At 62.3% G+C, this 4,006-nt stretch carries 6 protein-coding genes; 3 read left to right on the top strand and 3 right to left on the bottom strand.

What is annotated here, in order from left to right; translation table 11 throughout:
- Positions 1-218 (top strand): HVO_A0556 family zinc finger protein (locus WBV42_RS02630; protein ID WP_423984657.1); only part of this gene is annotated, 218 nt, incomplete at its 5' end.
- 142 nt (positions 219-360) lie between these two features.
- On the opposite strand, the gene WBV42_RS02625 is transcribed toward WBV42_RS02630, so the two are convergent.
- From WBV42_RS02625 to WBV42_RS02615, 3 genes are all read right to left on the bottom strand, one after another.
- Positions 361-1,338 carry a D-2-hydroxyacid dehydrogenase gene (locus WBV42_RS02625; RefSeq protein ID WP_423984656.1) on the bottom strand — a complete coding sequence of 326 codons (978 nt, stop codon included), beginning with the start codon at positions 1,336-1,338 and terminating at the stop codon, positions 361-363.
- Between the two features lie 97 nt (positions 1,339-1,435).
- Positions 1,436-2,422 (bottom strand): alpha/beta hydrolase family protein, encoded by a 987-nt coding sequence (locus tag WBV42_RS02620; RefSeq protein ID WP_423984655.1) that lies wholly within the window; start codon positions 2,420-2,422, stop codon positions 1,436-1,438.
- A gap of 257 nt (positions 2,423-2,679) precedes the next feature.
- A complete protein-coding gene (locus tag WBV42_RS02615; protein WP_342764502.1) occupies positions 2,680-2,844 on the bottom strand; it encodes an HEWD family protein in 165 nt (54 codons plus the stop codon).
- A gap of 78 nt (positions 2,845-2,922) precedes the next feature.
- Here WBV42_RS02615 and WBV42_RS02610 point away from each other — a divergent pair, with 78 nt between their 5' ends.
- A complete protein-coding gene (locus WBV42_RS02610; RefSeq protein ID WP_423984654.1) occupies positions 2,923-3,516 on the top strand; it encodes a YbhB/YbcL family Raf kinase inhibitor-like protein in 594 nt (197 codons plus the stop codon).
- 36 nt (positions 3,517-3,552) lie between these two features.
- Positions 3,553-4,006, top strand: a 454-nt coding sequence (locus tag WBV42_RS02605; protein WP_423984653.1) for a GNAT family N-acetyltransferase, incomplete at its 3' end; no start/stop codon positions are given.

Here is a 4,006-nt window from a genome sequence, read left to right as displayed (position 1 = left end):
GGGATAAACTGCCTGCACAGGGGGCCAGCAAATTCATGTTTTGGGCGATTGACAGTGTGGACGATATGAGTCTGACTACTGAGAAAGGCATCATCGGACATCTCGTGGGGGAAAAGTGTCAATGGTGCGACGACGGCACGCTCGTTCACGAGACGTACAAAGGAAACGAAGCGGCGATCTGCGACTGCTGCGAGACGCCTACCGCACAGCTCTGGTAGGGATCCGCGGGCGATCTCTCTCCTACCGAATTCACTTTTTCGTCCCGGACAAGAAGACGAAACTCCGCGAGCGGTGCCAGCGGAACCGTACGCGAACGAGGGCACGGTTTTCGTGCACGGGATTACGGCTTTCGTGCTGTTCTCAGCGAACCGCGTTCCGAAGGTCGTCGTACGACCCCGTCTCGGTCACGTGTTCGACGTTGTCGGCCAGAATATCCGCGAGGCGGGCGAAGTATTCCGGCGTGTGGCCCGCCATGTGCGGCGTGATGAGCACGTTATCGAAGTTCCACAGCGAGTGATCTTCCGGCAACGGCTCCGGGTCGGTGACGTCCAGCGCCGCGCCGCGAATCGCATTGCCGCGAAGCGCCGAAACGAGCGCGTCCGTTTCGACCACTTTACCGCGTGCGATGTTCACCAGAACGGCGTTCGGCGGGAGGGTGCTGAACTCCGCGGTCCCGATCAACCCGCGCGTCTCGGGCGTCAGCGGACAGGCCAGCACGAGGTACTCCGTCCGGGCGAGCGCGTCGTGCAGACCGTCGAAGCCGACCACTTCGTCCGTCGGGCCGCCCTTCTCCGGCGAGTACCGAACGCCGATGGTCTCGACGCCGAACCCGTCCAACCGCTCGGCGATGGCCCGTCCGATGGCACCGAGTCCGACGATGGTTACGGTGCTCCCCTGCAGTTCGTGTGCCTGAAAGTGGCGCCATTCGCCGTGTTCCTGTTGTCGTTCCGCGCGGAGGAAGTTCCGGGTGAACGTGAGTATCGCGCCGATGACGTGCTCCGCGATGTTCGGTCCGTGAACACCGGAGGCGTTCGTCACCGCCACGCCCCGCGATTCGAGCGCGTTGAGCGGAAGGTGGCCCGTTCCAGCGGATGCGGCGGCGAACAACTGGAGGTTTTTGGCGCGGGAGATCAGGGCTTCGTCGATTTCGAGGCCGGTCACGATTTCCGCATCGACGATGAACTCGCGCTCCTCTTCCGGGGTTCTCGCGCGAACGATCTCGTGGTTCGGCAGTCGCTCACGAAGTTCGGAAACGTAGTCGGACATCGGCATGCCGTGCGTTCCTCGGCTCAGTACGAGCACGGTCGGTGCCTCGGATCCGGTTTCGGCGTCGGTCATACACTCGGCTTCTCGCCGAAAGGAAATAGAAGTAGGTGTCCCGGAACATCCTACCACCGTCCTGTGGGCGTTCGAGCATCACACGTGGACGATCGAATCACGGGCGGACGGTCGAATCACGGCATGGTGGCGAGAGGTGGTCTGCCAGAAAGTCGTACACTCGCTGCCGGGAATTCCGGGCGAATCGTGATTCGTTGAGTTCGAAGTCGTGACCGCCGGGAGCGTCGTCGTAACACTCGTATTCGAACTCCGCACCGACGTCGCGCAGGGATTCGATGAGTGACTCGACTTCGGAGTGATGGACGTCGCCGTCGTTGGTCGTCGCGTGGATCCGGAGCGGTGTTCCCGTGGCGACTGCTTGATGGGCGGGCGAACGCTTGCGGTACCGGTCCGGGTCGGCGTTCGGCGTGGTACCGAGGTGATAGCTCGCCGTGTACAGGCGGTGATATCCCTCGTCCTTGTAGTCCCAGCGCTCCAGCAGGTCGGAGACGGGCGCACCTGCGTAGGCGACGGCGTAGGAATCGGGATACCGAAACACGGACAACAGGGCGTGCAATCCGCCGTGGCTCCATCCCACGACTCCGATCCGTTCGTCGTCAACCTCCGCTTGGTCGGCGACCCAGTTGCGGGCGACGAGCGTGTCGGCGATTTCGTGACCACCGTAGTCGATGGCCTCGTAGTGTTCGCGGCCGTATCCCGTGCTCCCACGATACTCCGGCGAGACGACGACGTACCCCTCGTCGAGAAGTTCCCGAACGACGCTTACGTACTTCGTCGAGAAGTTGTCGTGAATTCCACCGTGGACGAGGACGATTGCGGGGCGGGACGAAGCGGTATCGTCGTCCGAGGGGCCACTGACCGGGAAAAACGCGTACGTCGGAATTTCGAGTTCGACATCGGTGTTCGGAATCGGGGGACCGAGCAGGGTGAACTTCCGAACGCGAGCGTCGGGGAGTTCGTGATACCAGCGGTTGTCGTCCGCCTTCCGTTGGAGGATGTCGAGTCGATGGTCGAGTCGGTTATCGAACTCGTTGCCGTCGGTCCCGCCAAGCCATCGGTGTACGTCATCGGCGTGGTCGTCCATTATCGATACGATGACCGCACGGATGATAAATACAGCGTAACAACAAGTAAAAATATATATGTTTTCTGGTTTGGGTAATTCATCCCACGAGACCGATCCCTGGTCGTCGCTCACGGGATCACAGCCGGTTTTATTCTCGTTCGCTTCGCTGTCGTCGTACTTCCCGAACTAGCGCGCCAACCCCGATCGCCAGGACTCCGAGGGCCAACACCCACGGGCCAGTTTGTCGATCTCTCGCTCTCGATTTCTCGGACACGCTATTCTCTAATCGGGCTGTGGGATCCGTTGATGTCCCACTCGTGAATACAGAAGGGTCGTCCCTCGTTCCCCGTGATCTTCCAGTTATGGTCTGATTCGTCCCACGAGTCCTCACGTCCGCACGCCACGCACTGTCGTCGGTTGGGTCGGTTGAGTTCAGCCATCATACCCGAGAAACGACGTGCAGGCACTTAAACAGACGGCAACAGGGCATTTTACCGCGGGCGTCGAACGTCCCATCGATGCTCCGAAGACGAACCTTCCTCGTCGGCGTCGCTGGGGGAGGCGTGGCCCTGTCGGGGTGCACAGGCGTTCGCCACGATGGGGGCGGCCGGACGACACGAACGGAATCGAGGACGAACACCATGACGGAATTCAAAACGACCGCGTTCGAGGGCGGCGGCCGCGTGCCGACCGAGTTCACCTGTAGCGGGAAGGATCGCTCGCCACCGCTCGAAATCTCGTCGGTCCCGAACGACACGGAATCGCTCGCCATCATCGTCGACGACCCCGACGCACCGAGCGGAATCTTCACTCACTGGTTGCTGTGGAACCTCCCGCCGAACACCCACCGAATCGGGGGCGGCGTTCCGGGAGCGAAGACGGTCGATTCGCTCGGCGGGGCACGACAGGGGACGAACGGGTTCGGCGAAATCGGCTATCGCGGTCCCTGCCCGCCGAAGGGCGACGGCCCACACACCTACCGATTCACGCTGTACCTGCTCGACGAGAAACTCGGACTCGACGCGGGTGCGAAACGCGACGCCCTATTGAACGCGATGGACGGGGAACGACAGGGTAGCACCCGATTCACGGCGAAGTTCGGTCGGGGATAGCGAACTGATTTCGTCCCACGGCGACGACGACCGGTAATGAACGATTTCGACGTACGCCCCGAGAACGAAACCGAGACCGATGAAATCAGCGACGTCGTCGCCGCGGCGTTCGGTCGCCGCGACGAGGCGGACATCGTTGCGGCACTCCGCGAGTCGTCCGTATTTCGTCCTGCGTTGTCGCTCGTCGCCGACCGTGACGACGAAATCGTCGGCCACGTCATGTTCACGGACGCCACGCTCGATGACGACGAAGAACGAGGGGCGCTCGTGCTCGCGCCGCTCGCCGTCGCGCCCGACCACCAGCGTTCGGGCGTCGGGAGCCGACTCGTCCGCGCCGGTCTCGACGCCGCCCGGACGGCGGGTGACGACCTCGTCTTTCTCCACGGCGATCCAAACTACTACGGACAGTTCGGATTCACGGCAGCCGTCCCCGCCGGATTCGAGAACCCAATCAATTTGCCCGACGAGCATTTTCAGGCGGTCGGCCTGG

Source organism: Haladaptatus sp., assembly GCF_049589095.1.
Classification (GTDB): domain Archaea; phylum Halobacteriota; class Halobacteria; order Halobacteriales; family Haladaptataceae; genus Haladaptatus.
This window is presented reverse-complemented; position numbering and strand designations above follow the sequence as displayed.

Excerpts from the sequence above, each read along its gene's own strand:
- WBV42_RS02625 (WP_423984656.1), bottom strand. The coding sequence starts at position 1,338 with ATGACCGACGCCGAAACCGGATCCGAGGCACCGACCGTGCTCGTACTG.
- WBV42_RS02620 (WP_423984655.1), bottom strand. The coding sequence starts at position 2,422 with ATGGACGACCACGCCGATGACGTACACCGATGGCTTGGCGGGACCGAC.
- WBV42_RS02615 (WP_342764502.1), bottom strand. The coding sequence starts at position 2,844 with ATGGCTGAACTCAACCGACCCAACCGACGACAGTGCGTGGCGTGCGGA.
- WBV42_RS02610 (WP_423984654.1), top strand. The coding sequence starts at position 2,923 with ATGCTCCGAAGACGAACCTTCCTCGTCGGCGTCGCTGGGGGAGGCGTG.